The organism is Streptomyces sp. NPDC006174 (genome assembly GCF_040614075.1).
Classification (GTDB): Bacteria; Actinomycetota; Actinomycetes; order Streptomycetales; family Streptomycetaceae; genus Streptomyces.
Genome location: NZ_JBEXTJ010000010.1, coordinates 60,301 through 83,395, shown reverse-complemented (window position 1 = coordinate 83,395; position 23,095 = coordinate 60,301). Strand labels below are relative to the sequence as shown.

Annotated in this window: 16 protein-coding genes; 4 read left to right on the top strand and 12 right to left on the bottom strand. The window is 71.4% G+C overall.

The window, feature by feature from the left end; all coding sequences use genetic code 11:
- Window positions 1-56: 56 nt before the first annotated feature.
- From ABZ267_RS22980 to dnaE, 3 genes are all read right to left on the bottom strand, one after another.
- Complete coding sequence (locus tag ABZ267_RS22980) at window positions 57-950, bottom strand: alpha/beta fold hydrolase (RefSeq protein WP_356364139.1); 894 nt, start codon at window positions 948-950, stop codon at window positions 57-59.
- Window positions 951-1,160: 210 nt separating this feature from the next.
- Complete coding sequence (locus tag ABZ267_RS22975; protein WP_356754668.1) at window positions 1,161-2,201, bottom strand: hypothetical protein; 1,041 nt, start codon at window positions 2,199-2,201, stop codon at window positions 1,161-1,163.
- Window positions 2,198-5,719: a DNA polymerase III subunit alpha gene (dnaE, locus tag ABZ267_RS22970; RefSeq protein WP_356754666.1), complete on the bottom strand. Its 3,522-nt coding sequence runs from the start codon at window positions 5,717-5,719 to the stop codon at window positions 2,198-2,200. Before dnaE ends, ABZ267_RS22975 begins: the two co-directional genes overlap by 4 nt.
- Window positions 5,720-5,901: 182 nt before the next feature.
- On the opposite strand from dnaE, the gene ABZ267_RS22965 reads away from it, so the two are divergent.
- Together ABZ267_RS22965 and ABZ267_RS22960 are read left to right on the top strand one after the other, a co-directional pair.
- Window positions 5,902-6,960: a DUF3533 domain-containing protein gene (locus ABZ267_RS22965; RefSeq protein ID WP_356754664.1), complete on the top strand. Its 1,059-nt coding sequence runs from the start codon at window positions 5,902-5,904 to the stop codon at window positions 6,958-6,960.
- A gap of 187 nt (window positions 6,961-7,147) precedes the next feature.
- Entirely contained in the window at window positions 7,148-7,639 is a 492-nt protein-coding gene (locus tag ABZ267_RS22960; RefSeq protein ID WP_356754662.1) for a phospholipase, read from the top strand.
- A 61-nt stretch (window positions 7,640-7,700) separates the two neighbouring features.
- On the opposite strand, the gene ABZ267_RS22955 is transcribed toward ABZ267_RS22960, so the two are convergent.
- Window positions 7,701-8,786: a S1 family peptidase gene (locus tag ABZ267_RS22955; RefSeq protein ID WP_356754661.1), complete on the bottom strand. Its 1,086-nt coding sequence runs from the start codon at window positions 8,784-8,786 to the stop codon at window positions 7,701-7,703.
- 371 nt (window positions 8,787-9,157) lie between these two features.
- Here ABZ267_RS22955 and ABZ267_RS22950 point away from each other — a divergent pair, with 371 nt between their 5' ends.
- Window positions 9,158-10,066, top strand: a complete 909-nt coding sequence (locus ABZ267_RS22950; protein ID WP_356754659.1) for an alpha/beta hydrolase — start codon at window positions 9,158-9,160, stop codon at window positions 10,064-10,066.
- A 27-nt stretch (window positions 10,067-10,093) separates the two neighbouring features.
- On the opposite strand, the gene fxsT is transcribed toward ABZ267_RS22950, so the two are convergent.
- The 4 genes from fxsT to ABZ267_RS22930 all read right to left on the bottom strand — a co-directional run bounded on the left by fxsT (window position 10,094) and on the right by ABZ267_RS22930 (window position 17,960).
- Window positions 10,094-14,026, bottom strand: a complete 3,933-nt coding sequence (gene fxsT, locus ABZ267_RS22945; protein WP_356754657.1) for an FxSxx-COOH system tetratricopeptide repeat protein — start codon at window positions 14,024-14,026, stop codon at window positions 10,094-10,096.
- Window positions 14,023-15,339, bottom strand: coding sequence for an FxsC protein (fsxC, locus tag ABZ267_RS22940; protein ID WP_356754655.1), 1,317 nt, complete (start codon window positions 15,337-15,339; stop codon window positions 14,023-14,025). Before fsxC ends, fxsT begins: the two co-directional genes overlap by 4 nt.
- A gap of 114 nt (window positions 15,340-15,453) precedes the next feature.
- Window positions 15,454-17,772, bottom strand: coding sequence for a radical SAM/SPASM protein FxsB, inactivated metallohydrolase extension form (gene fxsB, locus ABZ267_RS22935; RefSeq protein ID WP_356754653.1), 2,319 nt, complete (start codon window positions 17,770-17,772; stop codon window positions 15,454-15,456).
- Window positions 17,773-17,843: 71 nt separating this feature from the next.
- Window positions 17,844-17,960: an FXSXX-COOH protein gene (locus ABZ267_RS22930; protein ID WP_356754749.1), complete on the bottom strand. Its 117-nt coding sequence runs from the start codon at window positions 17,958-17,960 to the stop codon at window positions 17,844-17,846.
- A gap of 262 nt (window positions 17,961-18,222) precedes the next feature.
- On the opposite strand from ABZ267_RS22930, the gene ABZ267_RS22925 reads away from it, so the two are divergent.
- On the top strand, window positions 18,223-19,152 hold the full coding sequence (locus ABZ267_RS22925) for a DUF4231 domain-containing protein (RefSeq protein ID WP_356754651.1): 930 nt from the start codon (window positions 18,223-18,225) through the stop codon (window positions 19,150-19,152).
- A 7-nt stretch (window positions 19,153-19,159) separates the two neighbouring features.
- On the opposite strand, the gene ABZ267_RS22920 is transcribed toward ABZ267_RS22925, so the two are convergent.
- From ABZ267_RS22920 to ABZ267_RS22905, 4 genes are all read right to left on the bottom strand, one after another.
- Window positions 19,160-19,639 carry a hypothetical protein gene (locus ABZ267_RS22920; protein WP_356754649.1) on the bottom strand — a complete coding sequence of 160 codons (480 nt, stop codon included), beginning with the start codon at window positions 19,637-19,639 and terminating at the stop codon, window positions 19,160-19,162.
- A 185-nt stretch (window positions 19,640-19,824) separates the two neighbouring features.
- Window positions 19,825-20,724 carry a S1 family peptidase gene (locus ABZ267_RS22915; RefSeq protein WP_356754647.1) on the bottom strand — a complete coding sequence of 300 codons (900 nt, stop codon included), beginning with the start codon at window positions 20,722-20,724 and terminating at the stop codon, window positions 19,825-19,827.
- Window positions 20,725-20,975: 251 nt separating this feature from the next.
- On the bottom strand, window positions 20,976-21,797 hold the full coding sequence (locus tag ABZ267_RS22910) for a DUF1684 domain-containing protein (protein ID WP_356754645.1): 822 nt from the start codon (window positions 21,795-21,797) through the stop codon (window positions 20,976-20,978).
- 4 nt (window positions 21,798-21,801) lie between these two features.
- On the bottom strand, window positions 21,802-23,094 hold the full coding sequence (locus ABZ267_RS22905) for an NtaA/DmoA family FMN-dependent monooxygenase (protein ID WP_356754644.1): 1,293 nt from the start codon (window positions 23,092-23,094) through the stop codon (window positions 21,802-21,804).
- Window position 23,095 lies beyond the last annotated feature (1 nt).

The following is a 23,095-nucleotide window of genomic DNA, read 5'->3' as shown; positions in this document are numbered from 1 at the left end:
CCGGACAGTGGCCTCGGCCCGTCGTGCTTCATACGTCGTGCTCTTTACGTTGTACGTCAGCCGATCACGCTGGAGCAGGTCGTCGGGGTCGCGCGCGCCGGGTCAAGGGCGTTCGCCACCTCGTGGAAGGCGATCCGGTCGATGGTCCCGATCGCCACGTGCTCGGACAGGTCCAGCGGGCACAGGTCCTGGAGCAGGACGTTGCGTACGTTCGGTCCGTCCAGGTACTGCGTGCGGTACGGGGTCACCACCTGGTCGTACTTGGTGGCGATGACGGTGTAGCGGACGCCGGGTACGGTGTCGCCGCCCGCCGTGAGCTTGGTGATGAAAGGGGATCCGGCGACCTGGTCGGCGAGGCCGGGGGTCTTGTCGCTGATGAACTTCTCGACGCCGGGAAAGTACGGCAGCAGCTTGGTGAGGCCGAGCAGCGTGGTGCCGTGGTTGTCCGGAGCGAGGCCGATGAGGGCGTTGACCTTGGGGGCGCCGCCCAGGAACTTCAGGTAGTAGTTCGGCATCATGCCGCCCTGGGAGTGGCCGACGAGGTCGGCCTTCGGCGCTCCGGTGGAGGCGAGCACCTTGTCGACGAACACGTCGAGCTGTTCGGCGGACTTGTCGATGGGGCCGAGGCCGTGGAAGAGCGGCACGCCGGGGAGCTGGCCGTAGTCGAGGGAGAAGACGCAGTAGCCCCGGTTGACCAGGTAAGGGGCGAGGACCAGCCAGTTGTCGATCGAGTTCCCGAAGGTTCCGTGGACCAGGACGACGGGACGGGGATGAGCGGCGGAGGGCTTGCAGGAGTAGTCGTTCCAGCCACGGGAGGTGGCCGCCGCGGCGGAGGAGGTGGCCGCGGTCGCGGTCGCCGTGGGGGCGACGAGCAGGGTGACGGCCAGGAGGAGGGCGGCGAAGACGCTGCGCGTGCGGGGGACGCGCGCAGCACGGAACCAGGGCAGCATCGTGTGGTCTCCTTGCGGCTCAAGGGGGGTGCGATGGCGGTGCGCCCTGTGGCCCGGACCACAAGCTTTATGTGCTCATGCCAAATTACGCATGAGTAAGGTTCGGTGGGAAGTTACGCGTCGGTAAAAAGTGGCGCGGACTCGCCATAGGCCGAGCAGAGGGTGCCCGGCGGAGCGGAGCCGGACACCCTCGGACGTCAACTCCGCCGTTCAGGCCGCGAGTCCCGCCGGCTTCACCGCACCCGGTCCGAACCTCTCCCGCAGCCGGTCCGCCACCTCCTCGATCCGGCGCGACCGCTCGTCCGCCGGATCGAAGGTGAGCTGACGGGAGGCGCGGTCCGCGTCGGCCAGCCCCTCCGCGCGCAGCGCGATCCCCCGCACCCGGGCCCGCTGGAGCCCGAAGGACGCGTGGATCCGGTAGGCGAGCGCGGTGAGCGCCGCCGAGTGCGCGGTCGGCTCTCCCAGCGTCCGGCTCCGGGTCAGCGTGGCGTAGCCGGTCCGGTCCGCGTACCGCACCGAGACCGCCAGCGACCGGCACACCTGCCCCTCGCCCCGCAGCCGCGCCCCCAGCTCCTCGGTGAGCGAGAGAAGGGCGCGGCGGTGCTGCTCGGGAGACAACTCGTCGCGCGGGAAGGAGCGTTCGGCGGCGAGCGAGCGAGCGGCGGCGTTCGGGACGACCCGGGTACGGTCGATGCCGCGCGCCCGCTCCCACAGCTCGCGCCCGGTCCGTACGCCGGTGATGCGCTGGAGCGTGGCCAGAGGCGCGGCGGCGATCCGGCCGACGGAGTCGAGCCCGTAACCGCACAAGGTGCGCGCCGTGGCGGTCCCGACACCGTCCAGGGCGGCGGCCGGGAGCGGCGCGAGGAAGGCCGCCTCCTCGCCCCGGTCGACCACGAAGGTGGTGCCGGGCGCGGCCCGCCGGGCGGCCATCCTGGCCACCATGGGGTTGGCCGCTGCCCCGATCGCGCAGTCCACGCCGTGCAGAGCGAGCGCCCGGACCCGGATCACCGAGGCCAGGCCCTGCGCGTCCCGGCCGAAGTAGCGCAGCGCGCCGCCCACATCGGCGAGCGCCCCGTCGGGCGGTGCGGCCTCGACGAGCGGGGTGAAGGCGCCGAGCAGAGCGAGCAGGCCGGTGTAGCCGGCGCTGTCGGGCGGTCCGCCGGCGGTCCTGCGGAACCGCAGGTAGAGGACGCCTGCCGGATCCTCCGCCACCACGCACTCCCTCAGAACTCCTCCCGGATCCTCCGTCATCCCGCGCTCCCCTGCGACTGGTGCCACAACTTCCGTCCCGTGGGCGTCCCTTCGCCGGACGGCTGGAGGTCGGCCCAGGGGTTCATCTCGTAACCGGTCTCCATCCGTATACGACGTCCGGTCCCGGGCTCCGCCTCCTCGCCGTCCACCTCCGGTGCCTCCTCCGCCAGCCGGGCCGCCACCGCGTCGAGCCCTCCGGTGCGGCGCAGTTCGGCCAGTTCGGCGAGGTTCCAGGCGGCCGCGCCCACTACGCTCAGGCTGCGCGCGCCGCGCCGCTGCACCACTCCGCGTACCAGCAGCAGCCAGGAGTGGAAGACGGTGTGCGCGCAGGCGGCGTGACTGTCCTCGAAGAACGCCAGGTCGGCCAGGCCGCTACCGTCATCCAGAGTGGTGAAGATGACCCGGCGGCCGGAGCGGATCGGTGGCGTCTGGGTGGCCACCTTGGCCCCGGCGACCAGCACGGTCTCACCGTGCCGGGCCTCGCGCAGCCGCTTGGCGGAGACCACGCCCAGCTCCTCCAGGAAGGCCTGGTGATCTCCCATCAGATGGCGGGAGACGTCCATGCTCAGCACCCCGAGCTCGGCGCTCAGCCGCTCCGCCTCGTTGAGGTCGGGCAGCCCGACGGAGCCCGTACGGTGTCCGTCGCCGAGCGGGAGCTGAGCGCCCGAGCCGCCGGAACCGGAGCTCCGGTGGGCGCGGTGGAGCTCGGAGAGGTGCAGCAGCAGGTCGCGGCGGTTGGCGCCGAAGGCGTCCAACGCACCGACCTGCGCGAGCCGTTCGGCGACCGGGCGGCCCGGTCGGGCCCGCTGCCAGAAGTCCAGCAACGAGGTGTACGGCTGCCCCTCCTCGATCCGCGCGGCCTCGGCCTCGCTGATGCCGTGGACATCGGAGAGCGCGAGCCGCAGTCCCCAGGCCTCCTCACTCCCCTCCTCATCAGACACCAGTTCGATTCGATGAGTGACGGCCGACCGGTTCACGTCCAGCGGCAGCACCGGCACGCCGCGCCGCCGGGCGTCCGCGAGCAGCAGCCGCTTCGGGTACATCCCGGGATCGTGTGTGAGCAGACCGGCGTAGAAGGCGGCCGGATGGTGCGCCTTGAGCCAGGCCGACTGGTACGTCGGTACGGCGAACGCGACGGCGTGCGCCTTGCAGAAGCCGTAGCTGCCGAATGCCTCGATGATCTTCCAGGTGCGGGCGATCACCTCGACGCCGTACCCACGGGCCGCCGCGTGCCGCGCGAACCAGACCCTGATCCGGCCCTGCGACTCGGAATGGGAGAGCCCTCGCCGCACCCGGTCGGCCTCGTCGCGGCCGCAGCCGGTCATGATGTTGACGATCTCGATGATCTGCTCGTGGAAGACGACCACGCCGTAGGTGCCGCGCAGCGGTTCTTCCAGGTCGCGGTGGGGATAGCGGACCGGCGCGCGGCCGTGCCGGGCCTCGATGAACGGCCGCACCATGTCGGCGGCGACCGGCCCGGGCCGGAACAGCGAGATGTCGACGACCAGGTCGTGGAAGGTGGCGGGCTGGAGCCTGCCGACCAGGTCGCGCTGGCCCGGCGACTCGATCTGGAAGCAGCCCAGCGTCTCGGCGGTGCGGATCAGCCGGTACGTCTCCGGGTCGCCCGGCGGTACGGCGTCCAGGTCCACCTCCGCGCCCGAGGCGCGTTTCACCTCGGCGACGGCGTGCGCCATCGCCGACTGCATCCGTACGCCGAGCACATCGAGTTTGAGCAGCCCGAGGTCCTCCACGTCCTCCTTGTCGAACTGGGACATCGGGAAGCCCTCGCCGCTGGTGGGCATGGTCGGCGTACGGTGCAGCAGCCCGGCGTCCGAGAGCAGCACCCCGCACGGGTGCATGGCGATCCCGCGCGGCAGCGCGTCCAGCCCCTCCACCAGCTCCCAGAGCCTGCCGTACCGGTCCTGGTTCCGCGCGACCTCCTTCAGCTCGGGCAGCTCCTCCATCGCGGCGCGCGCGTCGCGGGCCCGGATGTGCGGGAACGCCTTGGCGAGCCGGTCGGTCTCGGCCGGGTCCATGGAGAGCGCGGCGCCGACGTCCCGGATGGCGTGGCGCACCCGGTAGGTCTCGGGCATGGCGACGGTGGCGACGCGTTCGGGTCCGAAGCGTTCGATGATCCGGCGGTAGACGTCGAGCCGGCGGGCCGATTCGACGTCGATGTCGATGTCGGGCAGGACGAAGCGGCGCTTGGACAGGAAGCGCTCCATGAGCAGTCCGTGCTCCACCGGGTCGGCGTGGGCGATGCCGAGGAGGTGGTTGACCAGCGAGCCCGCACCGGAGCCGCGCGCGGTGACCCGGATGCCCATCTCCCGTACGTCGTCCACGACCTGAGCCACCGTCAGGAAATACGAGGCGAAGCCGCGGTGCGCGATGATGTCCAGTTCCTCATGCATCCGGTCCCAGTACGCGCGGTCGCGGTCGTGGCCGAGCCGCACCATTCCGGCGGCGGCCCGGGAGGTGAGCACCCGGTGCGCGGTACGGCGGCCGGCGCCGACCAGGTGCGACTCGGGGAAGTGGATGCCGCCCATCCCGATGTCGGCGGCGGGGTCGACGCGGCAGGCGTCGGCGGTGTCCCGGGTCTCCGCCAGCAGCCGGGCGGCGGCGCCCCGGCCGAGACCGGCGGCCGAGGCGATCCGCTCGGCGGCCTCCCGCATCGCGTCCTCGTCCTTGAGCCAGCGCTCACCGCTGTCCAGGGGCGAGCGGCGCGGGTCGACGGGGACGAGCCGGCGGGCGGAGTCGAGCACGTCGGCGATGGGGCCCTGGCCCGGGTCGGCGTACCGGACGGCGTTGGTCAGCACGGCCCGTACGCCTTGGTCGGCGGCGAAGCCGAGCGTACGGGCGGCCAGCCGCAGCGATCCGGCCCCGGCGCCCGGGCGGCCGTGGTCGACGGCTTCGAGGCGCAGGTCGTCGCCGTACATCTCCCGCCAGGGCGCGAGCAGTGCGGCGGCCCGGTCGGGCCGGCCCGCGGCGAGCGCCCGGCCCACCTCGGAGGCGGGCCCGAGCAGCACGGTCAGCCCGTCGGCGGGCAGCGCTTCCCGGCCGACCAGGGGCGGTCCGGTGACGTCGAGCGGCCCGGACCCGTCGAGCGGATCGACGGCACCCCGCGCATGGGCGGCGGTGACGAGCCGGCACAGCTCGGCCCAGCCGCGTGCGCCGTCCCGGGCCAGGAAGGTGACGCGAGGCGCGGATTCATCGACAAAGGCACCACCTCGCGCGGGAGTGCGCGGGCGCACAGCGCGCCGGCCGGTCCCCTCCCCGTACGAGCCGTACGAGCCGTACGAGGCCACCGCGAGGTCCACCCCGAAGACCGGCCGCACCTCGCGGTCTCCCGCCCGGCACGCCTTGGCGAACCGGACCGCTCCCGCGAGGGTGTCGCGGTCGGTCAGCGCGAGAGCGCCCATCCCTCGCTCGGCGGCCCGCTCGGCGAGCCGCTCGGGGTGCGAGGCCCCGTACCGCAGGGAGAACCCCGAGACGGTATGGAGATGCGTGAAACCGGACATGCGCACCTCCTGAACCGCTCGGACCGTTCTGTCACTCACCACCCCCTGCTCTCCACCATAGACCAGCTTCGAACATTCGTACGATATCCGGTGCGCGGAGCACCGCGCCGCCCCCGTCCGCCTCTGAGCCATTCGGCCCCGTCCCGCCTGCGCGAACGCCGTCCCGCCCGGACGGTGGGGGCATGACTTTCGTCGATGAGGTGAAGAACGCCGTCACTCCGCGGGCCGCCCTGCTCGTCATCGGCGTACTCGGGTTGCAGCTGCTGTTCATCGCGTCCTACGTCGGCGCGCTGCACAAGCCGAAGCCGACGGATGTGGCCTTCGGAGTGGCGGCCCCGCCGCAGGTGTCCCAGCAGCTCATCACCCAGCTCGACGGGCTGCCCGGCGGGCCGCTGGACCCACGGGCGGTGAGCAGCGAGGCCGAGGCACGTGAGCAGATCATGGACCGGGAGATCGACGGCGCCCTGATCGTCTCGCCCCAGGGCCGCACCGACACCCTGCTGGTCGCCTCCGGCGGCGGGACCGTGCTGTCCAGCGCTCTGGAGCGGATCCTCACCCAGGTCGAGGCGGGCCAGCAGCGGACCGTACGGACCGTGGACGTGGCGCCGGCCTCCGCCGACGACTTCGACGGGCTCTCGTCCTTCTACCTGGTGGTCGGCTGGTGCGTCGGCGGCTACCTCTGCGCGTCGATCCTGGCGATCAGCGCCGGCACCAAGCCCGCCAACCGGCAGCGCGCGCTGATCCGGACCGCGGTGATGGCGGTGTACGCGATCGCCGGCGGCATCGGCGGCGCGATCATCATCGGTCCGATCCTCGGCGCTTTGCCGGGCAGCGTCTGGGGTCTGGCCGGCCTCGGCGCCCTGGTCGTCTTCTCGGTGGGCATGATCACGCTCGCGCTGGAGGCCCTCACCGGCATCGTCGGCATCGGCCTGGCCGTCCTGATCATCGTCATCGCGGGCAACCCGAGCGCGGGCGGCGCCTTCCCGCTGCCGATGCTCCCGGACTTCTGGCGCGCGATCGGCCCGGCCCTGCCACCGGGCGCGGGCACCTGGGTGGCCCGCTCGATCGCCTACTTCCGGGGCAACGCGGTCACCGGGCCGTTGCTGGTGCTCTCCGCGTGGGCGGTCGTGGGCACGGCGCTGACCCTGCTGCTGTCGATGCGGCGGCGGGACGGGCGCGATGACGGGAGTGTGGAGGCGGCGTCGTCACCGTCGCCGTCCGGTGGGTCGACGGCGGTCTGAAAGCTCCGCCGTCCGTTCACGGGGCCGCCATCCCGGCGGCCCCGTCCGACGTTCCGCCCAATTCCTGATGTCAGGTCGGTTCAACGGCTATGCATGACAGGTGCATGGCGACATTCTGGAGCGGCCTCGTTCACCCGACGAGGAGCACGGCCAGGACCACTCCTTCCCACCCCCACGGAGACCGCTCATGCGTCGTCGATTCACCGCTCCGCTCGCCGCCGTCGCCCTGTCGCTCCCGCTCACCCTGCTCAGTGCCGCCCCCTCCTCCGCCGCCCCCGCCGACAAGCCCCAGGTGCTCAGCTCCTGGACCCAGACGAGCGCCTCCAGCCACAACGCCTGGAACGCCGCCCGTAACAACCAGGGCGCCTGGTCCGCGTACGGCTTCGACTGGTCCACGGACTACTGCAGCAGCTCCCCCGACAACCCCTTCGGCTTCCCCTTCCAGACCGCCTGCGCCCGCCACGACTTCGGCTACCGGAACTACAAGGCCGCCGGTACGTTCTCCGCCAACAAGGCCCGTATCGACTCCGCCTTCTACGAGGACCTCAAGCGCGTGTGCGCCGCCTACTCCGGCGCGAAGCGGACCTCCTGCAACAGCACCGCCTGGACCTACTACCAGGCCGTACGCGCCTTCGGCATCGCGCCGGCCAAGGCGGACTCCACCGGCCTGGCCGCCTGAGCCCAGGCACGGGAGAGGCCCCCGGCTCGCGCCAGGGGCCTCTCCTTGATGCCGTGTCACGTCAGCCGATCCCGGCCCCGTAGGCGGCGAGCGCCTCAGGGACCGGCTGGAAGAACGTCGTACCGCCCGAGGAGCAGTCGCCGCTGCCGCCCGAGGTCAGGCCGAGCGCGGTGTCGCCCGCGAAGAGCGCGCCGCCGCTGTCGCCCGGTTCGGCGCAGACCGTCGTCTGGATGAGGCCGTTGACGATGTCGCCGTTGCCGTAGTTGACCGTGGCGTCCAGCGCGGTGACCTCACCGTCGTGCAGCTGGGTGGTGGACCCGCTGCGGGTGACCTGCTGGCCGACCGTCGCGTCGCCCGCCTGGCTGATCGCCTGGGTGGAGCCGTTGTAGAGGTTGACCTCGCTCGGGTGCGCGATGTCCGAGGTGTACTTGACCAGGCCGTAGTCGTTCTCCGGGAAGCTGGAACCCTCGTTCGTCCCGATCTCCGAGCCGCCCTGGGTGTCCGACCAGCTGGTGACCGACTCGGTGCAGTGGCCGGCGGTCAGGAAGTACGGCTCGCCGTCCTTGACCACGTTGAAGCCGAGCGAGCAGCGGGAGCCGGAGCCCCAGATCGCGTCGCCGCCCGCGATCAGCGGCTTGAACTCGCCCGCCGCCTTGTTCAGTTCGGCCTTGCCGCCGAGACCCTCGACCACGGCCGAGAGCTTCTGCCAGGCCGCGCCGTCGACCGTGCTGTCGGCGGTGACGAGGACCTTGTTGGTCACCGGGTCGACGGCCCAGGAGGTGCCCGGGATCGTCGCCTTGTCGGTGAGGGTCTGCCGGGCCGACCTCAGCTCGGCGAGGGAGTTCTCCACGACTCGGGCCTTGCCGCCCGCCTGGCGGACCTGCTCGGCGGCGCTCTCGTCGACGACGTTCACGACGAGGGCCTTCGTCTTCGCGTCGTAGTACGAGCCGGCCGCGTCCGCGCCCAGGTCCCGGTCGAGCGTGGTGGACAGCTTTCCGGCCGCGTCCGCGCTGAGCGTCTTGACCGTGAACTGCGGTACCTCATCGCTGGCGTTCGCAGTCTGGAACGTGAAACCCGCTACGACCAGGGCGACGACGGCCGACCCGGCCACCGTCGCACGCTTCCTGGATATGCGTCGATGCTTCAACTTCGACCTCCTGTGGGGCCGTGCACGGAGCAAGTGGGGTGCTCGTACACGGAGGATGGGGCGCCCACTATTCCGAGGGGCCCGGTAGCGCACAAGGCCGACTTCCAGACGTGCACACGACACCGACGCTTCACCCGCGCCATGTTCACTTACCCCGGGTCATGTTCACTTACCCCGGGTCATGCCATGTCGGTTCCGTTCGCGAACACCCGGTGCAACCGGTGGCAGCCCCTGGGTGAGGACTAGTCCTGTCCGGTTTCCGCCCCTACAGCGGGCCGACCGGACGTCGACGAGGAGTGCCGGTTGTTGTCCTGATGGGTCATCATCGAAAAGCCGGCGGACGCCGGAGGAACCGAGCTGAGGAGGCGCGGGTGCGCGATCGGGTGCGCGCGGCGGACGGGCGGCATCTGATGGTGGAGCGGCTGGGCGACCCCCGGGGCAGACCGGTGTTCCTGCTCCACGGGACGCCGGGCAGCCGGCTCGGGCCCGCTCCTCGCGGCATGGTCCTCTATCAGCGCCGTACGCAACTGATCACGTACGACCGGCCGGGATACGGCGGCAGCGACCGGCAGGAGGGCCGCCGGGTCAGCGATGTCGTCGAGGACGTCCGGGCGATCGCCGACTCGCTGGGGCTGGAGCGGTTCGCCGTCGTGGGCCGTTCCGGCGGGGCCCCGCACGCGCTGGCCTGTGCGGCGCTGCTGCCCGAGCGGGTGACCCGTACCGCCGCTCTGGTCACGCTGGCGCCGTGGGGTGCGGCCGGTCTCGACTGGTTCGACGGGATGGCCGCGTCCAACGTGCTCGCGTACTCCACAGCCGCCGCCGATCCGGACTCCCTCGCGGAGTCCTTCATCATCCGCTCGGCGCAGATCCGGCAGGACCCGGTGCGGCTCCTGGACGATCTGCGCCGGGAGCTGACCGACTCCGACCGGATGGTGGTCAACGACGCCGGGATCCGGTCCATGCTGCTGCGCAACTACAGCGAAGGGCTGCGGACTTCGGCGTACGGCTGGATCGACGACGCGATCGCGTTCTGCAGCCCCTGGGGGTTCGAGCCGGCCCACATCACCGGCCGGGTGCTGCTCTGGCACGGCGTGAAGGACGTGTTCTCGCCGGTGGGCCACTCGCGCTGGCTGGCCGGCCGGATCCCGGGCGCCACCGCCGTACTGGAACCGGCGGCGGCGCACTTCGACGCGCTCTCCGTCCTCCCGCGCGTCCTCAACTGGCTGCTGGACGAACGGGAGGACCCGGGCGAGCCGCTGACCGCCACGGCGACGGGCTGACCGGACGCGCTGCCGAAAGGACCGGCCTCACACCGCCAGCGGCTCCAGCTCCCGCCGGAAGCGGCGCTCGTCCCGGGCGATCTGGGTCAGCGGGTGCTCGTCGCCGAGCTGCCGGGACAGCTCACCCAGCAGCTCGCCCCGCACCTGCGCCGCCTCCTCCTCGCGCCCCAGCGCGTCCAGCGTGACCGCCATGTTGGAGATCATCGCCAGCGTCTCCGGATGGTGGGCTCCGAGCGCCACCGTCAGCTGCGTCGCCAGCCGCTGCTCCGTCTCCAGCACCAGCGGAAGGTCGCCGCGGTCCGCCGTGGCGTTGGCCAGGTTCATGACGCAGAAGAGCGTGTTCGGGTGCTCCCGGCCGAACCGCTCCCGCATCGAGGCCACCACGAGCTTCAGGATCTGCTCCGAACGCTCCGCCTCACCGGTCCCCGAGAGGTAGACGCCCAGGTTGTTCTGGGCGGCCAGCGTGTACGGGTGCTTCTCCCCCGGCACCTTCATGTATTGGTCCACCACCTCCTGCGCGGTGTCCCGGGCCTGGACCGCGTCACCGGCGGCGAACAGGTCCGCCGCCAGGTTGAGGTCGCAGGCCAGCGAGTCGGGGTTGGCGGAGGTGTACTTGGCCCGGTACCGGGCGCGGGTGGCGACCGTCAGCCGGTGCGCGTCCTCGAACCGGCCGGCCCGCCGCAGCGACACCGCCAGGCTCTTGGCCGCGCTCAGCGTCGTCGGATAGGTGCGGCCGAGCGACTCCTTGAAGCTCTCGTAGGTGCGGCTGAGGAGGCCGACGGAGTCCTCGTACCGGCCGACCTCGCGCAGGTCGCGGGCCAGGTTCATGGCGGAGGAGAGGGAGTACGGGTGCTTCGCGCCGAGCACCTCGGTGCGCCGGTCGTAGACGTCCTGGTCGATCTCGCGGGCCCGCGCGTACTGGCCGATGCTCCGCAGGTTCAGCGCCAGGTTGTTGGCGGCCGCCAGGGTCCTGGGGTGCGCGTCGTGGAAGATCTGGCTGAAGCCCTCGTGGGCCTCGGTGGCCAGCTCGATCGCCCGCCCGTAGTCGCCGAGCAGTCCCAGGTCGATCGCCAGGCTGCTGGTGGTCATGTACGTGTGCGGGTGCTCGGCGCCGAGCACCTCCCGCTGCCGGAGCAGCGTGAACTCGTCGAGCTCCTTGGCCTCCACGTAACGCCCGCGCGTGCGCAGGATGTTGGAGAGGTGGAAGCAGAGGTAGAGGTACTGCAGGTCCCGCTCGCCCAGCGTCTCCTGCCAGACCTGCCGCAGCTCCTCCCCGAGCGACCCCGCGGTCCTGATGTCACCGCGCTTCCACAGGTAGCGGACCCGGTCGATCAGGAGCCTGCGGGTCTCCGGCTCCTTGCAGTTGCGGGCGTCGGAGGGGCCGAGGTGCGGCCAGATCGCGGCGAAGCGCGGCCAGGTCTCCGGGTTGTCGATCGGCTCGTCGTCGTCGGGCCGGGCGCCGGCCAGGATGCGGTGGACGACATGGCGCGCCTCGCGCTGCTCCTCCTCGTTGAGCTGGGCCTTGATCACGGCCTGGACGAGGCGGTGGACCTGGATGGAGTTGGAGACCTGGTCGACCTTGGCGAGCGCGAACCGGCCGATCTCGCGGATGACCCGGCCGAGCACCAGCTTCTCCTGGAGCGAGGAGTCGTACGGCTTCAGCGCCTCGATCATCTCCTTGCTGTAGAGGAGGTTGGCGGAGATCGGCTCGGGAGCGAAGAAGGCGCAGAGCTGGAGGAGGCGGACCGCTGCGGGCGAGCGGTCCTTGAGCCGGGCGATGGAGATGTTCCAGGTCGCGGCGACCGGTTCCGGATAGCCGGCGGGCTGGTTGAGGGCGAGCACCTGCGGCGCCTGGCTGGCGAGCTGTTCGAGATAGGTGTCGATGGGCGTGGCGGTCTCCGCGATCCAGGCCGCCGCCTGCTCGACGGCGAGCGGCAGGTCACCGACGGCGATGGCCACCTGGTCGGCGTCCTCGTCGCTCAGTCCCGGGGCCCGGCGCTGGAGGTGCTCGACCGACTCCTCCCGCAGGAAGACGTCGACGGGCAGCGCGTCCCCGTGCTGGGACCAGCTCTGGTTGCGGGAGGTGACCAGGATGTGGCCGGAGCCGCCTTGCGGGAAGTAGCGGCGCAGCGTCTCGGGGTCGTCGGCGTTGTCGAAGACCAGCAGCCAGCGCTCCGACGGCACTCCGCGCCGCAGCAGGTCGACGGCCTCCTGCGAGGCGGCCGCCATGTCCTCGCCGCCCTGCGCGCCGAGCCGGACGGCGAGTTCGGCCAGCGAGGCGACCACGTCGTCGCCCTGCTCGGACGATATCCACCAGACCAGGTCGTAGTCGGCCATGAAGCGGTGCACGTACTCCAGCGCGACCTGCGTCTTGCCGACGCCGCCGAGTCCGTACAGCGCCTGCGGCTGCGGCAGGACCACGGCCATCCCGCCGCCGAGCTGGTCGCGCATCCGCTCCAGGACGAGGGAGCGGCCGGTGAAGCCGGGGTTGCGGGGCGGTACGTTCCAGATCCTGGGGACGGTGCCGGGGAAGCGCGGTCCGGGTGAGACGCCGTCGGCCGGCTGCACCGGACGGTCCAGGGCGCGCATCAGGGCGGCGGTGGCGTGCACCTCGTCCAGCCGGAAGAGGTCGACCGGGTTGCGGTCGATGTACGGAGCGGAGAGCCGTACGTCCCCGACGCGCAGCGGCAGCAGCTGGCGCCGGCCGCCGCCCGGGTCCTCGGCGACGGCCCGCTCCCAGAGGTCGACCGCGCGCTGCGACTTGAGGTAGGCGCTGGAGAGCACCACCACCGTGCGGGCGGCGTTCTCGGCGGTCGGCGCCGGACGCGGCGCGACCGGTTCGGCGGAGACGTCGCGCGGGAGGACCCGGAAGCCGGCCCGGGTGAGGACCGATTCGATCCAGTCGGCCCACATCCGGTTCTCCGCCACATAGCTGAGGAAGAGGTCGGCGGGCAGGGCGGGGCGGCGGCGGGTGAAGGCGTCGCGGATCCGCAGGCGTACCTCTTCGCCGACCGGCGGCATCGAGGTGATCTCGCGGTCGGTGATGACGGCGGTGAGCCGTTCGAAGGCGGAGAGGAGGGAGTTGGTGAGCCCGGCCTCGTCGCCGAAGGTGGCCAGCGTCTCCTCGTACGCGTAGTACGGACGGTACGGGATCTCCACCGCGCCCCAGTAGGCGGTGAGTTCGTCGCCGGACAGGTCGCGCGGCAGCCGGTCGAACTTGAGCCGGGCCAGCGCCCGTCCGGCGTCCGCCTTCTCCTTCTCGCCCTCGTCGATGCGCATCGGGACCGGGAAGATGGCGATGGGGCGGCCGGTGTAGCGCTCGGCGATCTGGCGGGCGACGGAGGCGGCGCCGTCGATGGACTGGTCGCTGAGGGTGAAGCAGTCGACGAGGGCGTCCGGGAGGTGGACGGTGCAGATGTCGGCGATGTCGCTGAGGCCGGTCCGGCTGTCGATGAGGACGTAGTCGTAGTTGGCCTTCATGTCCTCGCGCAGCGCGTCGAAGAAGTGGCCGCCACCGAGCCGGTCGTAGAAGTTGTCCCAGTCGAAGGTGGAGACGGTGGCGCTGTACTCGCGGTTCTGCCGTCCGGCGGAGACGAAGTCCAGCGTGCCGCCCTGCGGGAACTCCCAGCCGAGCGCCTCCGGGGTCAGCGAGACGGCGTGCGGCTGGATGCGGGCGTAGTCGCGGTGCCAGTCCTCGGCGCGCTGGGCGGGGCTGGTCGCGGCCCAGGCGTACTCGGTGATCAGGTCGATCACACCGGTGGTGGCGCCGAGGGTGGCGGGGTCGAGGAAGGGGTGGAAGAACCGGTGGAGTCCGGGCGCCTCCAGGTCCCAGTCGACGGCCAGCACCCGCTTGCCGTTGGCGGCGAGGATCCAGGCGGTGTTGGCCAGGGCCATCGTGCGCCCGGTGCCGCCCTTGTACGAGTAGAAAGTGACGATGCGCCCGTCACGACCGGCACTCATAGGTCCTCCGCTTCCGTCGCAGGGTCGTGCGGGTCGGGTGTGTAGCTGGTGTTGCCCATGGGGCCCGTGAGCCGGGTCCGTTCGCCGTGGCCTCCGCCGGTGACCGGCGGATAGGCCTTCGCGTGCTTCAGGTACTGCTGGGCGGCGACCTCGACGACCTGCGGCAGGATCTGGCCGAACGCCTCCATCGTCGGCACGCCGCGGGCCGCGGCGCGGCAGAAGGCCCGTCCGTGGCGCATCTTGGCCGGCATGGTCGCTTCGAGCTTCTCGGTGAGTTCGGCCTCCGCGGCCCGGCTCTGGTGGTCCTCACGGCTCCACGGCACGACCATGGTCACCCAGGGCCGGTCCTCCGCGTCGAAGGCGGCGAGCCTGCGGCAGCGGTCCTCGTCCTGGAGCGCCCAGCGGTCGACGAGAAGGATCTCGGGAGTGGTGGGCGGCGACTTTCCCTCGGGCCGGCCCGACTCCTCGTCGAACGAGGTGATCTGCGCCTGGTAGTTGAGCGAGCGCACCAGTTCCTCGGCGACATAGGCCAGCGGTCGGGCCGCTGCCGGGTGGTAGGGGTTCCAGTCCTGCGGATGGTCGCCGTAGTAGTCGCCGATGCGCCCGTCGGGCAGGTCGTGGCGGGTGGGTGCGGCGATGGTGATCCGCATCGGCCGAGGAGCGCCGACCCCGCTGCTCGGGGAGCCGAAGGCGCTGGGCGCGAGGCGGTAGTCGACGGGTCTGCCGGTGTCGATGCGGACGGTGTCGGCGACCCGGACGATGCGCTTGGCCAGTTCGTAGACGGCCCGTTCGTACTCCTGGGCGAAGAGTCTGAGCTTGATGAGGCCGTAGAGGCCGTCGGTGACGTACCGGTCGCCGAAGTCGCGGTGGTTGAACTGTAACCGCTCGGCAGATCCAGGCAGTTGGCTCGGCGGCACCGGTACCCACAGGGCCGGGACGATCGCTTCGGCGGGCTGGTTGCGGCGGGCCCGGTGGTGGATGGCCCGCTGCTCGAAGGCGTGCCACTCCTTGCCGCACATCTCGCTGGCGAAGTAGCGCGGCGAGAACAGCGGGACGAAGACCCGGCAGGTGGCGAGCACTTCGCCGAGCCGCTCCGACCAGCCCTCGCCGGAGCGTATCTCGCGGTCCATGAAGCCGGGGGACGCGCCGGCGGGCAGATCCGTCATGGCCAGCACATGGCCGCAGAGATCACGGAAAAGGCGCTCGACCCACATATCGGGGTCCGTTCCGCTGCCGTGGCCCGGCGTGTGGGCGTAACTCAGAAAGAAGTACGGCCGATGGTCCGCCGCTCGCTGCTGCGTCGATGCGTGCACACGACCCCCGTCCTGTGTGAGCACTCGCACCCGAGGAGTAGGAAAGGAATGCGAGCGAATTCATCATTCCGGAGCGGACTCCGCTCCACCCCCCTGCCGTTCGGTCATTGAACGCTACTTTTCAGTCAACCGTTCCCGTGTTCGCCGCACTGCGGCAGACTCCGTATCGGTCTTGCAACCGTTCCTCACGGATGTCCCGTGTGTACCGTTGATCTCTTTGCGCATCGCGGCGAGCAATTGTTTTCCGTCGACGGTCGTTTCGGCCGCCTCTTCGATCAGGTCGAGCGCTTGCGGGACGCCGGCGAGGAACTGAGGTGCGAAGAGACCGAGCCCGATCCGTTCGTACGTTTCCGACAGCAGCCGGGAGAACGGAACGGGTTCTTCCCACTCCTCCTGCCAGGGCATCCGATGATCCCAGGAACCGTCCGAGGCGTACAGGTCCGCGACCTCGGCCAGCGCCCGCAGTTTCGCCCGCCGGAACCCGCGCAGCAGCGCGAGCGCCAGAGCGTCGGCATCACCGCCGGCCGCGATGCCGACCGCTCCGTACCCGTGGCGCCCGGCCTGGACCGGCGCGCCTTCGGCGAGCGGCGTGAACGTGGTGAGGACGGCCGCCGCCTCGGCCGCCTGCTCCGGGACGGCCTCCGCCAGCAGCTGCCAGACCTCGGCGAGCGAGGCGGACCAGGCGTCGGCGGCCTGCGGGGAGAGCCGGTCGGCGGCGGGCGTGTCGAAGCAGGTGCGGTACGGATCGAGATCGTCCAGTACGTGTACGCGTACGGGTCCGGCCGCCGCGAGACGGCGCACCGGCGACCAGTGCGGGCCCTCCCCGGCTCCGCGCGCGATGTGCAGCACCGCGCCACCTTCGGCACGGACGGCGAACCCCTCGCCCTCGGCCCGCACCACCGCCGTGCCCGTCTCCTCCGTCCCGCCGACCCGGACCTCACCGAGCGTCGGCAGGAAGAGGCGGCCGTCGCGGTGGACCACCGGGACGGCCAGGTCGAGACCGGCGCGCACGGCCGCGGCGGCCACCGTGGCGGCGAGCCGCTCCGCCGGAGGGCCGTGCACCGGCCGGCCGGCCCGTACCGCCTCCAGCGCGTCGAGCAGCCAGGTGCGGGTGTAAGGGTGGGCGAGGACCAGGTCCAGGCCCTCCTGCCCGGCCGGGTCCGCCTCCAGCTCGACGGCGAGCGCCCACGCCGACTCCCAGGCCTCCCCGCCGCTGCCGCCGAGACCGTCGTGGAGGACGGCGAGCAGGGTGCGGGTCAGATCCTGCTGCGCGGCGAGCAGTTCGTACGGGTCGCGGACGGCGGGCGACTCGGTGGCGGCGGCCGTGCGGTCCTCGATGCCACGGATCAGCGCGGCCAGGTCGGCGCAGTAGACGGACGGGTTGTCGAAGCCGTTCGCCGGGCGGTAGCGGTGGGTGTAGAGGCCGCCGCCGCACGAGCGTACGACGGGGCAGCGGCGGCAGGTCTCGCTGACCCCGGCCAGGCCGAGCTGGCGGGCCCGGACGCCGGGGTGCGCCGCGACCTCGTCGAAGCTGTGGGTGAAGACGTCGAACCCGGTGGCCGCGGCACCTTCGTAGGCGCTCTTGAGGGAGTCCACCTGCTCCAGCTGGCCGTCGGTCTCGACGACGACCAGGTCCGTGGGCGCGAGGCCGAGGGACTCGGTGAGGCTGGGGCCGCCGCTCAGGGTGGAGAGCACCGAGGAGAAGAGGCGGACCGGCACCGGCCGGCCCTGTTCCTGCCAGCGGTCGAAGACGGTGAGGAGCCACTCGGCGTACGCGGTGGGAGATCCGTCCGGGCGCGGCGGGGGCTCGTCCCAGGTGGCGTGCGGGAGGAGGAAGTCGATGAGCGGCGGTTCGAGTCCGGTGAGCGCGTCGAGGACCGCGACCGGATCGTTGGCGATGTCGACCGTGCAGAGGAGGCCGAGGTCGAGGTGGCGGTAGCGCTCCTGCCGGAGCAGTTCCACGGCCTTGAGGACCAGCGGGTGGCTGCTGCGTCCGTCGGCGTAGCGGCGGTGGCGGTCGTTGGCGGCGCGGTCGCCGTCGAGCGAGATGCCCACCTTGACGTCGAACTCGTCGAAGAGGTCGAGGTAACGGGGGCTCAGCTGGAGGCCGTTGGTGTGGATCCGCAGATCCAGCGCGGCGATGTCCGTGAGGGCCGAGGTGAACTCCTCGCAGACGCGGCGCAGTCGGGCCGGTCCGGCGAGCAAGGGCTCCCCTCCGTGCAGGATCACTGTCACGGAGGGCAGGGCGTGGGTCCTGGCGTGTTCGGCCAGGCGTTGAGCCGTCCGGGAAACGACATGGTCAGAGATTGCCTTGGGGCGGGTTCGCCAGCTCTGATCAGCATGTTCGTAGACATAACAATGGTCACAGGCCAGATCGCATCTGCTGTGAACCTTCAGAACGATTTCGCGGAACGGGACCGCGGGTCCTGTCATTCCCTCAGTCTAGTCGAGTGTTCCGTACCGAAATCCGACGGTGCGCGAGGCTGTCCGGCGGTGCGGAAGCGCTAGAGAGCCGAGTTGAAGGTGGAAATCCGGGAGGTGCGGCCGTCGGCCGTGGGGATCACTCGCGCAAGTTTCCGAGCGGCGGAGCCACCGGAAATGTCGATCTTGGCGAGCGGCACACGGCTCTTCTTCGCAACAGCGAAGAGAGGGGATGGTTCGTAGGTCTTCACGGCCGTCCTAGGGGGGCTCGTTCCGGTCAGGGGGACAACGCCGGCAGGTGCACCATTGCAGTGCCTGGCGGCACGACTTTACTCTCATGACCTAGGTGCGCAACTCGTGTCGCACCCTCGTAAGCCGAGTGACATACGGGACTGCTCCAAATGGTTCGGAATCTTTCATTCCGACAACGGAGCCCCGACTACATGGGATACGGGAGTGAACATGACGGCGATTCCCGGACCTCTTCAGAGCATGGTCTTCAGGAACGCCGACCTGCCCGCACTCTTCCACCGTACGGACGCCGTCGCCGTGTCCCGGCAGCGCGAGGCCGTGAACACCACGCGCGTCCAGCTGGCCCTGCTCGTGGCGGGCTCGGTGCCCGCGGCGCTGCCGTGGCACGCCGACGACGGTCTCGCCGTCCAACTTCTCTACGGAGCGGCGGTGTTGGCGTATCTGGGTGTCCTGTTCACGACCTATCTCGGCTCCCGGCGCAAAGCAAAGTCGCACTGGCAACTCAACCGCTCCGCAGCGGAGTTCATCAAGTCCCTCTGCTGGCGATACGCGGTCCACGGCTCGCCTTTCGAGAGCTCGACCCACCACCCCGAAGCGCTCTTCGCCAACCGGCTGGAGGAAGGGCTCCAGGAGCTGCGGAAGGTGGGCTGGGCCGATCCGCGCGAGGAGATGGCGGACGCGGACGGCGCGGTCATCACGGAATCCATGCGGGAGTTACGGGACAAGGCCTTCACCGTACGCAAGGAGACGTATGTACGGGACCGGCTGATCGAGCAGCGGCGGTGGTACCGCAGACGGCGGCTGGTCTCCCGGCGCGGCGCGCTCGTCTGGTCCGGCGCGATCGTGGCGCTGACGCTGCCGGCGCTGGCGCTGAGCGTGGCGCAGACCTTCGGCGTGGGGCGCTCGCTCGGGCTGACCGGGGTGCTCTCGGCGGCGGGCGCGGCCTGTCTCGCCTGGAACGAGCTGCGCCGCCACCATCCGCTGATCTCCGCGCACTCCTTGGTGGAGGACGACCTGGAGTCGATGCAGGCGGCGATGGAGACCACGCTCACCGAGCGGCAGTGGCCGGTGGCGGTCTTCGAGACCGAGCGGATCGTCTCGCCGGAGCACACGGACTGGCTGGTGCGGCACCGCACCTGAGCGGCTGTCAGGCGCGCTCCACGCCGTCCCGCCAGATGACGGTGACCGGGCGGCCCAGCGTACGGGCGTAGTCGACGATGTCGCCGGTGCCGCCGAGGCCGCGGGCCGGGCGGCCGTCCCAGACGGCGAGCAGCAGGTCGCAGTGATCGGCGATGTAGGCGCCGGCCGCGTAGTACGCCTCGTCGGTGGAGTGCGGGAAGTCGAGCCGGACCTCCTGCGCGGCGCGGGACTTGAGGAGGCGGTAGCGGTCCAGGTCGGCGGTGGACTCGAAGCAGGCCTCGTAGTCGCCGCTGGGGATGACCACCGTCAGCTTGGCGCCGCAGTCGAGAGCGAGGTCGGCGAAGAGCTGGTCCGCGCCGACCGCCAGGCTGGAGAGTGCCTCGGTGGCGCCGTCGAGGCCGCACAGCGCGGCCCGCAGACCGGCGAGCACATGGGCCCGGGCGCCGGCGGGGATGGAGCGGTGACCGGTGATTCCGATGCGATTCACGAAGGCTGGAACCCCCTGGTGTCGGCGCTGCCCGTGCGACCGGTCGTGGCGCCATCCTCTCAAGAGCCAGGGGGCGCGCGGGAGCCCCCGTCCGGAATTCCGGACGGGGGCTCGTATGTACGGACAGCGCCGGGCGTGACCGGTACGTCGGCAGGGGGACCTGGTGCGCCGGTTGGGTGGGCCGGTCAGTAGACGCTGACGCCGTACGCGTTCAGGGCCTCGACGACCGGCTGGAAGAAGGTCGTACCGCCGGAGGAGCAGTTGCCGCTGCCGCCGGAGGTGAGACCGATCGCGCGGGTGCCGGAGTAGAGCGGGCCGCCGGAGTCGCCGGGCTCGGCGCAGACGTTGGTGCGGATCATGCCGTACACGACGTCGCCGCCGCCGTAGTTGACCGTGGCGTTGAGGCCGGTGACCGATCCGCTGCGGGTGCCGGTGGTGGAGCCGCGGCGGGTGACGGCCATCCCGACGGTGGCGTTGGCGGCGCTGGTGATGTCCTGGCCGCCGACCGTGCCGTCCTTGGGGATGGTGGTGTTCGTGTAGCGCACGATGCCGTAGTCGTTGTTCGGGAAGCTGGAGCCTGAGGCGTTGCCGAGCACGGTGGTGCGGGCGGAGTTGGCGTACCAGGTGCCCGTACCGTTGGTGCAGTGTCCGGCGGTCAGGAAGTAGTAGGTGGAGCCGCTGCGGACGTTGAAGCCCAGCGAGCAGCGTCCGGTGTTGGAGTAGATCGCGTCGCCGCCGGAGATCAGCTTGTTGAACGTGCCGGGCGTGCGCTCGATCGTGAGGGCCGGGGCGTTGGCGCCGGCGGCCTTCTTGATCTGCGCGATCTCCGCCTGCGTGACCGTGCTGTCCACGGTGACCAGGAGGCGGTTGGTCTTCGGGTCGATGTTCCAGGCGGTGCCCGCGATGTCGGCGCCGAGCACGGCGTCGCTCGCGGAGGACAGCTGGGTGGCGCTGAACGTACCGGTGGGTTCGGCACTGGCGGTGGGAACGGTGAACGCCGCGACGGCGGCGAGTCCGGCGAGGACGGCCGTGGTACGGACGCGTCTCGCGTGGGTGCGGCGGGGGTTGGTGCGCTTGATCCTCACTTCGGGTTCCTCCGAGGGGAATCGGGGGCCCTCCTGTGGGGTGGCGGGCCCGTGAGGCGCAGTCGGGGGGCTGTCCGGATTCCGGAGTTGCCGTGCCCCTGACAATCGCTGACGGGAGTATCGAGGCGTCCGGCCAGGAGGCGCAAGCATGCCTTTCGGCCACCCACGCCCCATACGCCTCCCGGCCTCCGGCAGCGCTCGGGCTGCCGGAGGCCGGGAGGGTCGCACGGGAATGCGGAGGACCGTGCGGCTCAGGCGTCGAGGCGGTTCCGCTCCCCCGCCGGGACCGGAACGGTGAGGGTGTTGCCCGGGGGCGGGAAGGGGCAGATGAAGTGATCGGCGAAGGCGCACGGCGGCAGCAGCGCGCGGTTGAGGTCGACGTGCACACTGCCGTCCTCGGCCGGTGCGCCGGGCCGCAGGAAGCGGAAGCGGTAGCTGCCGTTCTGGCTGGTGGCGTCGGCGAAGACGGCCCACAGCGACCCGTCCGGCTCGACCGCCACCTGGAGCGTGTGCTCGTCCCCGGCCACCGTGAAGGCGATCTCTCCGCCGAGCCCGAGACCGCGCTCGACCCCGTCGGCGTTGGGCACCCGTACGGCCCGCTCCTCGCCGTACGGACGGAAGGTCCCCGGCAGCGACCAGTCCGGGTCGTACGGGGTCGCGTCGATGGTCGAGAAGGCGTGCCGCGCGGGTGAGGCCGGGTCGAAATCCCGTACCGCCCAGAGTCCTTCGCGGCGGAGCACCACCAGCCGCCGGTCACCCTGCGCCACCCGGGAGTCGTCGATGGGTCCCCGGTCGGCGGAGAGGCGGACCTCGCCGGTCAGCGGCGTGCCGTCGACAACGATGCCATCCTCGACGGTGGCGGTCAGCACCACCTCGTCGCCGTCCTCGCGCCACTGGCCCGGGACGGCCGGAATTCGACCGTCCGGGTGGTCGGAGAACCAGTGGGTTCCGGTCAGGGAGAGAGGGCCGTAGGGGGCGGCGACCGCGAGGACGCGCTCCTCGTGCCACCGCTGCCACTCCTGTGCGGCGTCCGGGTCTCCGGCCTGCTGGTGCTGCTGTGCGTCCGTGCTCATGCGATCAACCTTTCCACACCGGCTCCGCCAGGCCGAGGTGCGACCGCAGCGTGGAGCCGGAGTATTCGGAGCGGAATGCTCCGCTCTCCTGGAGGAGCGGGACGACCCGGTCGACGAAGTCGTCCAGGCCGCCGGGCGTGAGGTGCGGTACGAGGATGAAGCCGTCGGCCGCCCGCTCGTCGACGAAGGCGGTCAGCTCCGCCGCGACCGTCCGCGGCGAGCCGATGAACGACTGCCGGGTGGTCGTCTCGATGACCGTCTGGCGCAAGGAGAGCCCCTTGGCCTCGGAGATCGCACGCCACCGGGCCACGACGCCGACCGGGTCACCGTGCAGGACCCGGCCCTTGACCAGGCCCGAGTCGAGGACCGGGTCGGCCTCCGGGAGCGGGCCGTCGGGATCGTACGCGGAGAGGTCGCGGCCCCAGAGCTGCTCGGCGGCGAGGATCGCGTTCTGCGGCGAGACCTGCTGGCGCCGGATCTCGTACGCGCGCTCCTGCGCCTCGGCGTCGGTGTCGCCGATCACCACGGTGACGCCGGGCATGATCTTGAGGTCGTCGGGCTCGCGTCCGTACGCGGCGAGCCGGGCCTTGACGTCGGCGTAGAAGTCGCGGCCCGCCTCCAGCGTGCCGTGCCGGGTGAAGATGATGTCGGCGGCGGAGGCGGCGAACTCGCGGCCCTCGCTGGAGTCGCCGGCCTGGATGACCACCGGATGGCCCTGCGGAGAGCGGGGTACGGTGAACTCGCCGGAGATCGTGAACTGTTCGCCCTCGTGCGCGAAGGGCCGCGACTCGCCGCCCGGCGTCCAGGAGTCCCACAGCTCGCGGGCGGTGGCGACGAACTCGGCGGCCCGGTGGTATCGGTCGGTCCGGTCCAGGTAGCCGCCGCGGCGGAAGTTCTCTCCGGTGAAGGCGTCGGAGGAGGTCACCACGTTCCAGGCGGCACGGCCCGCGCTGAGGTGGTCGAGGGTGGCGAGGCGGCGGGCCAGCTCGTAGGGCTCGTTGAAGGTGGCGTTCACGGTGGCGGCGAGGCCGAGCCGCTCCGTGACGGCGGCCAGCGCGTTGAGCACGGTCAGCGACTCCGGCCGGCCGACCACGTCGAGGTCGTGGATGCGGCCGTTGTGCTCGCGCAGCCGCAGCCCTTCGGCGAGGAAGAAGAAGTCGAACTTGGCGCGCTCCGCCGTCCTGGCCAGATGCACGAAGGACGAGAAGTCGATCTGGCTGCGGGAGCGCGGGTCGGCCCACACGGTGGTGGCGTTGACGCCCGGGAAGTGCGCGGCCAGATGCATGGTGCGAGGCATG

Coding starts and splice junctions, on each gene's coding strand:
- ABZ267_RS22980 (WP_356364139.1), bottom strand. CDS start 950: ATGCTGCCCTGGTTCCGTGCTGCGCGCGTCCCCCGCACGCGCAGCGTC.
- ABZ267_RS22975 (WP_356754668.1), bottom strand. CDS start 2,201: ATGACGGAGGATCCGGGAGGAGTTCTGAGGGAGTGCGTGGTGGCGGAG.
- ABZ267_RS22925 (WP_356754651.1), top strand. CDS start 18,223: ATGACGGCGATTCCCGGACCTCTTCAGAGCATGGTCTTCAGGAACGCC.
- dnaE (WP_356754666.1), bottom strand. CDS start 5,719: ATGTCCGGTTTCACGCATCTCCATACCGTCTCGGGGTTCTCCCTGCGG.
- ABZ267_RS22905 (WP_356754644.1), bottom strand. CDS start 23,094: ATGCCTCGCACCATGCATCTGGCCGCGCACTTCCCGGGCGTCAACGCC.
- ABZ267_RS22960 (WP_356754662.1), top strand. CDS start 7,148: ATGCGTCGTCGATTCACCGCTCCGCTCGCCGCCGTCGCCCTGTCGCTC.
- fxsB (WP_356754653.1), bottom strand. CDS start 17,772: ATGACAGGACCCGCGGTCCCGTTCCGCGAAATCGTTCTGAAGGTTCAC.
- ABZ267_RS22910 (WP_356754645.1), bottom strand. CDS start 21,797: ATGAGCACGGACGCACAGCAGCACCAGCAGGCCGGAGACCCGGACGCC.
- ABZ267_RS22965 (WP_356754664.1), top strand. CDS start 5,902: ATGACTTTCGTCGATGAGGTGAAGAACGCCGTCACTCCGCGGGCCGCC.
- fxsT (WP_356754657.1), bottom strand. CDS start 14,026: ATGAGTGCCGGTCGTGACGGGCGCATCGTCACTTTCTACTCGTACAAG.